Origin of the sequence: Limnofasciculus baicalensis BBK-W-15, assembly GCF_024178385.1 — a bacterium.
Classification (GTDB): Bacteria; Cyanobacteriota; Cyanobacteriia; order Cyanobacteriales; family Coleofasciculaceae; genus Limnofasciculus; species Limnofasciculus baicalensis.
In genome coordinates this window covers 1-6,560 of sequence record NZ_JAMZMM010000348.1, presented here as the reverse complement: position 1 = coordinate 6,560, position 6,560 = coordinate 1, and the positions used below count along the sequence as shown (strand labels likewise).

The window sequence follows — 6,560 nt, the reverse complement described above, 5'->3', positions numbered from 1 at the left end:
ATTTTGTCGCTATATGAGTCTGCCATCCATGTTTCAGAACGTCAGTACTAAAGAAAGGGTAAGCAGTGTCTTCTCTACTGCCACCACCGTACAGCCTTGGTCCGCACAGACAGATGCGGATAAGTTAATGGATGATTTGTTTGCTGATATTGACCGGATTTTAGACGGTAGTAGTAAATTACCGACGGAGCCGATTAAGCCGGAGTATATCTCCTTGCAATCGATTGTGATGCCCAAAATGGCTATGCCATCACCAATGGTGACGGTATCCCAACAACCGAAACAGGAGTCAACCGCTAACGTCACTCAGGAAGCTCAACAAGTCAAAGGAGTGGAAACTCCTGTAGCTAACTCTAAAACTACCAAGCAATCTAGTGGCTCTTTAGACAAAATCCTCCTAGCGTTGGGTTTAGTTTCTGTTGGTGTAACCACTGCCCTGATACTGGTTAACCAGAAAAGGGTGACTTGGCCATTTTGGCTGAATTTTGCTGCTGCACCAGCTACTCAAAACGAACAGCTATCAGGAGTTGATACTGAGTTTGCTCAGTACGCCTTACGCTCTCTGGAAACGATTGAGCGGAAGAATGAAGGTAAACAACAAATAGCAAATGGAGGTGTAGGAGCTACTCGGAGTAATCAGTCCACCTTCTCAATTCCTGGCAATCGTGCCCCTAATGCCAGCCAACCTGCAACTGTTCTCGAACGCATCTATTACCCCTACATGATTTACCAATCCCCAACCCTGGGGGGACAACGGATTAATTCATCGATAGGCGCTCCACTAATTCCCTCCACCCCCGCTCCGGTACTCCGCCCGGCAGTGCCTCCTGCACTCGCCCCGGTACTTTCATCGCCACAACTGGCGAAACCCCCTGTGGCAAATACTCCTAAAGTCGCAGCATCAGTAGCAACGGCAAGAGTTACCCCCACAACTCCATCGGTACAAAGAGAGTCGGTTGCATCACCAAAACCAAGGGTAAGCCCCACTGTAGTCGCAACATCAGCAGCTATAGCATCACCAACAACACCAACAATACCAACAACACCAACAACACCAACAACACCAACAACACCATCACCATCACCCTCAGTAGTTACTGCCTTACCAAGTCCACCAGCTCCTCCCCCGGTGAATCATACCCTTGTGGGTGTGTTGGAATTGGGAAGCCAATCTGCTGCTTTATTTGATATTGATGGTGTTACCCAAAGGATCAATATTGGCGAACCGATTGGTACTAGTGGCTGGATGTTAGTTGATATCAAAAATGGCGAAGCTATTGTTAGACGTAATGGCGAAGTTCGTTCGGTTTACAATGGCCAAGCATTTTAATTTGGAAGTGAGGAGGAGAGTTTTGAGTTTTAATTCAAAATTTAGAACTCAAAACTAGAAACTATTCCCTAGCTATTTTAGAAAAAAGAAACAATATGATAGGAGGTATTTTTAAAGAACATTATTATCGTCACTTTGGGATTGGTGGCAGTGTTTTGATGTGGATTATTACGGCTACTTCTGTCGCCCAATCTCAAATCATACCCGATAGTACCCTGCCAAATAATACTATTGTTACTCCTAGTGGTAATAATTTTACTATCGATCAAGGTACTAGAGTTGGTGATAATTTATTTCACAGCTTCCAGGATTTTTCTGTCCCCACAGGAAGTGAGGCTTTTTTTAATAATGCCCCAGATATTCTGAATATTATTAATCGAGTTACGGGTACAAATATATCTAATATTGATGGTACTATTAGGACGATTGGAAATGCTAACTTCTTTCTTATTAATCCTAATGGTATTGTCTTTGGTGCTAATGCTCAGTTGAATATAGGTGGATCGTTTGTGGCTAGTACCGCCGACAGTATCAAATTTGCTGATGGGAGTGAATTTAGTGCTGTTAACCCGCAAGCTCCACCTTTATTGACAATTAATGCGCCAATTGGTTTGCAGTTTGGCTCAAATCCAGGTCAAATTATTAATCGCTCTCAAGGAGTTGGTTTAGAAGTGCAACCTGGTCAAACTTTAGCCCTAGTTGGTGGTGATGTTATTTTAGATGGCGGTAATTTAAGGGCGTTTCAAGGGAGAATTGAACTTGGTAGTGTAGCAACTTCTGGGTTAGTTAGCCTCGATCCTACTCCAACGGGTTTGGTTTTAGGATATGACGGTATTCAGAATTTTGGTAATATTCAGCTATCTAATAGGGCTGCTGTTAATGCTAATGGACCAGGTGGTGGAGCAATTCGGGTGCGAGGTGGAGATGTTTCTCTGACTGACGGGTCAAAATTAGTTGCTGAAACTTTTGGTGATTTTAATGGCGGCGGGATAGATATTCAGGCGAATCGATTCCAAATGGACAATGGTGCTTTTATATCTACCTCTACCTTCTTGGGTTCCGGTAATGGGGGAAATTTGACCATCCGCGCTGGGGAAATAAATATGACAGGAATCGCACCAGGAAAAGTTATTGGAGAATTATTACGGGGGACTTTTAATCCATTTAATCTCACTGATGGTTTGTATAGCTTAAGTGTTGGTACTGGTAGGGCGGGTGATATCAAAATTGATACCAATCAGTTGATGACATCTAATGGATTCAATGTATTGACTACATCTATACTGAATGGCGATGGAGGAGATTTGATAGTTAATGTATCAGATTTTGCCGAATTTCGCGATCGCTCTTTCTTTTTTACGGGAACTGCTGGTACTGGCAATGCTGGAAATCTTACCATAACTGGGAATCGGTTGCGGGTATTAGATGGTACTCCCCTGACTACTACTGCTACTCCAACTAGTGTCGGTCGCGGTGGGAATTTAACAGTTACTGCTAATAGTATAGAACTTGTGGGGACACCCGCAGGTGCAGATGTTCCTGGTGGTTTGTTTACGGCAACTCTGGGGAGTGGTGATGCAGGTGACTTAACTGTCAATACAGGTAAGCTGATTATTAGTAATGGCGCACAAATTTCTGCCTCTTCTGCTGGTGCAGGTAGAGGGGGACATCTGACTGTAAATGCTGAGTTAGTAGAACTTAAAGGTGTCGCATCAGATGGTCGATTTCTCAGTGGCTTATTTACCTCTTCATCTCTGTTAACTGTACAAGGAAAGCGGGGAACAGCACCAGCAGGTGATTTAACAGTTAATACTGGCAGGTTGCTAGTGGCAGATGGCGCTCAGATTTCAGCGGCAACTGGAAGTGCGGGAGGGGCTGGAGAGTTAAGAATAAACGCATCAGAATCGGTGGAAGTGAGGGGTTTTGCGACAGGTATTCCTATTGCTGTAGAGCAAGTTTCTTTTGGTATTGTAGGTGATGGAATTTTGCCCAGTGCTATAGAAGCGAATACTAGTGGTGCAGGTAGGGCTGGGAATTTAATTATTAATACGGGAGAGTTAAGGGTGCGGGATGGGGCGGAAATTGGAGTCAGGGGAACAGGGGCTGGTGCGGCTGGGGATTTGGAGGTGAATGCTAATGTCATCCGATTAGATAATCAAGGTACTCTAAGTGCAGCTACGGTAGCAGGGAGTCAGGGGAATATTAAATTACGAGCGGCTGCTATAGTTTTACAGGATAATAGTCGCATTACTACTAATACGGGAAATAGTGATGGTGGCAATATTGAGATTGATACTATCGCTTTAGTTGCTCTCGATAATAGCGATATTACTGCTAATGCTCAAAAAGGCAGAGGTGGTAGGGTTAGGGTGACGACTCAAGGTATTTTTGGTACTGAGTTTCGCGATAGATTGACACCAGAAAGTGATATTACTGCTACATCTGATTTGGGTCCTGAGTTTAGTGGTATTGTTCTAATTAATATTCAAGGACTCGATCCTAGTCGAGGATTAGTTCCTTTAGTAGTAAATTTCAATGATTCTACCACTCAAATTACTACTGGTTGTGCGGCAGATCGAGGTAATTCTTTTACTGTAACAGGAAGAGGTGGTTTACCTGAAGATCCTACTCAAAGTCTCCAAGGAAGGAGTGTTTGGCAGGATTTGCGCCCTTTGGAGGGAAGTGGGGTAACAGGTGTAGGTGGGGTAACAGGCGTAGGTGGGGTAACAGGCAGGATGCCTGTTATACGGGCAAATGAACCGGGAAGAATTCCCTCACCCACTTCAAAAAACCCACTCCCCATTCCCCTGGTAGAAGCTACTGGATGGGCGATTAATGCTCAGGGGGAGGTGGAGTTGGTTGCCGATCTAGGGAATTTCAATAGTAATTGGTATAATCAACCTAATTGTCATGGACTTGTAACTAATAATTAATATAGGACTTGCACAAGAACACTACTAATATTGTGGATGGTGCGTTAGCAAAGGATAACGCACCCTACAGATGGAGCCTTTGGGTAAGTTTTATAATAGAGAAGAGGAGGAATTTAGTAGCGGATTTGGAAACGAATGTAGCGGATGAAGAATAACTAATAACTAATAACTAATGACTACAATAATAGTTACAACTACAGCAAACAGCGGGACAGGTTCTCTAAGATCTGCGATCGTAGTGGCTCAATCAGGAGATACGATTAAATTCGATTCTAGTTTAGCACAAAAAACGATTACTCTTGCCAGTAGTCAACTAGAAATTAATAAAAATCTGATTATTGATGGGGTTAATGCTCCTGGCTTGAAAATTAATGGCAATAATGCTTATCGAGTATTTGATGTTACCACTGCTAGTAATGTTACTATTCGTAATTTGACCATTTCTAATGGGAAAACCACTGGAGTTGGCGAAAATGGAGCCGGAGCTGGAATCCGTACAGCAAGTGGTAGTACCCTCCAAGTCGTAAATACCACATTTCAGAATAATTACGCCAATGGCTCCGGAGGTGGAGCTATTTTTGCTGGCTTTCGCAGTACAACTACTGTCACTAATTCTAGATTTAATGGTAATAGCACAGCCGCTAACAATGAAACTGGGAAGAGCCAAAGAGGTGGTGGTGCGATTGCCATTAAAAGCGAAAGCGCTCTCACTGTTAATAATAGCCAGTTTAATAACAATAATGGTGTTAATGGTGGAGCAATTAATACTCTTTTAAGTAGTTTAAAGATTGAGAAATCAACCTTCACTAAAAACACCTCAACAAATTCTGGTGGTGCAATTTTTGTCGATGGTGCTTCGGCAAAAATTAATGATAGTATCGGTGGGAAAGTCGAAATCAACCAGAGTCGCTTTGATGGGAATAAAGGCATATCAGAAGGAGGAGGACTATTTATTTATCTCTATCCGCCAGATCGAGCGATTATCAATAATAGTACAGTTATTAACAATCGAGTTAGTGTTAATGCTCAAGGAAATGCAGTTGGTGGTGGATTACGGCATGGCAATGGACAGTTAACCATAACTAATACCACATTTGCGAATAATATAGCGGAGCGTCAAGGTGGTGGTTTGTGGGTAGGTAATTCTGCTCCAGTTACGATTGATAACAGTACTTTCTACGGAAATAGAGCTGAATCAATAGATAAGAAGGAAGGTTTGGGTGGTGGAATTGCTCTGTCAAATGGTTCCGCTTCTACTAACATTACAAAAACTACCATCGCTAAGAATTATGCTGGGTTTATGGGAGGTGGTTTATTTGGCGGAGGAGCTACTACTAAACTTACGAATACCTTAGTTACAGATAATTTTGCTTATAACGGGGGCAATACTTGGAATATTAACCATCAAACCACTACAACTTTTACTAATGGTGGTGGCAATGTCCAATCCTTAAATCCTAATCCTAATGACACCAAAATTACAGGAGGTGTTCAACTAGTTAATCCTCAATTAGGAAGCTTTATCGATAATGGTAGCTATCTACAAACTCCTCCTCTCCCAGGAAATCCAAATGTTACCGCTGGAGCGATGACAATTAGTAGTGGATTAGCTACTTCTCTCCCTATTAATGCCATCTCCCCCAGCGATTTAACTCTTCTAGTTGCTGATACAAATCATCAACTGGTAACTCGGAACGATCCTAATAAAGAATTGCAATTAACTGATAAATCTGAATTATGGGGAACTAACTTAACTGAAGTACAATCGTCAGAAATACTTAATTTACCAGATAAACTCATCGGATCAGTACCTACTCAGGTTATTGTAAACAGTGATGCTGCTTATGATAATACATTTGGATTGTATCCTGTTGATGAATTAACAGGTGAAATTGATAATCTCAACCCAGATGATTCTGGTTATCCTGAAGTAGCAGTCTCTCAGGGATTAGGCTTATCGTCAGGATTATCTGGTGGGGCATTGCCAGCCCCATTTATAATTGGGGATACCACGGCAGAAGACTTTTTAGGAAAGAATAAATCCCTTGAAATTATTTTGTGAGAATATCTTTACTTTTGAGGATTTATTTAGCGGGGGTGACTACAATAATTTGGTTGTACAGATTCAGTTTATTTAACTAATGGAATAATAGGGATATGTTAAAAAATATCCGTTTGTGTATCTTATATTTGAGACGATTACCTTTAGTACTCTTATGGCAAGAAGGAATCTTGAAAAGGGTATCCCAACTTGGCAAAAACCTAGGTGATATTCTTACTCCCCCCTTTAATAAGGG

At 42.0% G+C, this 6,560-nt stretch carries 3 protein-coding genes; all 3 read left to right on the top strand.

Annotated elements, in window-relative coordinates:
• Window positions 1-1,330 (top strand): hypothetical protein (locus tag NJ959_RS24080; protein ID WP_254014287.1); only part of this gene is annotated, 1,330 nt, incomplete at its 5' end.
• Between the two features lie 95 nt (window positions 1,331-1,425).
• Window positions 1,426-4,263 (top strand): two-partner secretion domain-containing protein, encoded by a 2,838-nt coding sequence (locus tag NJ959_RS24075; protein ID WP_254014286.1) that lies wholly within the window; start codon window positions 1,426-1,428, stop codon window positions 4,261-4,263.
• A gap of 172 nt (window positions 4,264-4,435) precedes the next feature.
• Complete coding sequence (locus NJ959_RS24070) at window positions 4,436-6,325, top strand: right-handed parallel beta-helix repeat-containing protein (protein WP_254014285.1); 1,890 nt, start codon at window positions 4,436-4,438, stop codon at window positions 6,323-6,325.
• Window positions 6,326-6,560: the final 235 nt, after the last annotated feature.

Bases quoted from the DNA above. Each gene is read 5' to 3' on its own strand.
- NJ959_RS24075 (WP_254014286.1), top strand. From the start codon at position 1,426: ATGATAGGAGGTATTTTTAAAGAACATTATTATCGTCACTTTGGGATT.
- NJ959_RS24070 (WP_254014285.1), top strand. From the start codon at position 4,436: ATGACTACAATAATAGTTACAACTACAGCAAACAGCGGGACAGGTTCT.